Genomic DNA, 246 nt, shown 5'->3' with positions numbered 1-246 from the left:
GTCGCAGGTCTGATTCATGATATTGGCAAGGTGCTGCTTTTTTCACATGCCCGCAAAGCATATATGCAGGCTCTGGGTTATACGCTGGAACATAATTGTTCAAGTGTAGAGGCAGAGCAATTATTTTTGGGTACTGATCATCGCCAAATCGGCTTACAGGCGGTGCATGAATGGCGCCTGCCAGCACAATTTTCCCTTTATGTAGGTACTAATCTCGACCAGCTCTCCAGTCAACAAGCCGAAAAT

At 46.3% G+C, this 246-nt stretch carries 1 protein-coding gene; it reads left to right on the top strand.

From position 1 onward, the window contains the following. A partial coding sequence (locus NSMM_RS08585; protein WP_143001903.1) for an HDOD domain-containing protein occupies positions 1-246 on the top strand: 246 nt, incomplete at both ends.

The sequence above is a fragment of the Nitrosomonas mobilis genome, assembly GCF_900103035.1.
In the GTDB taxonomy this organism is placed as follows: domain Bacteria; phylum Pseudomonadota; class Gammaproteobacteria; order Burkholderiales; family Nitrosomonadaceae; genus Nitrosomonas; species Nitrosomonas mobilis.
Note: the sequence above shows the minus strand (reverse complement) of the source record. Positions and strands in the feature narration are given on the sequence as shown.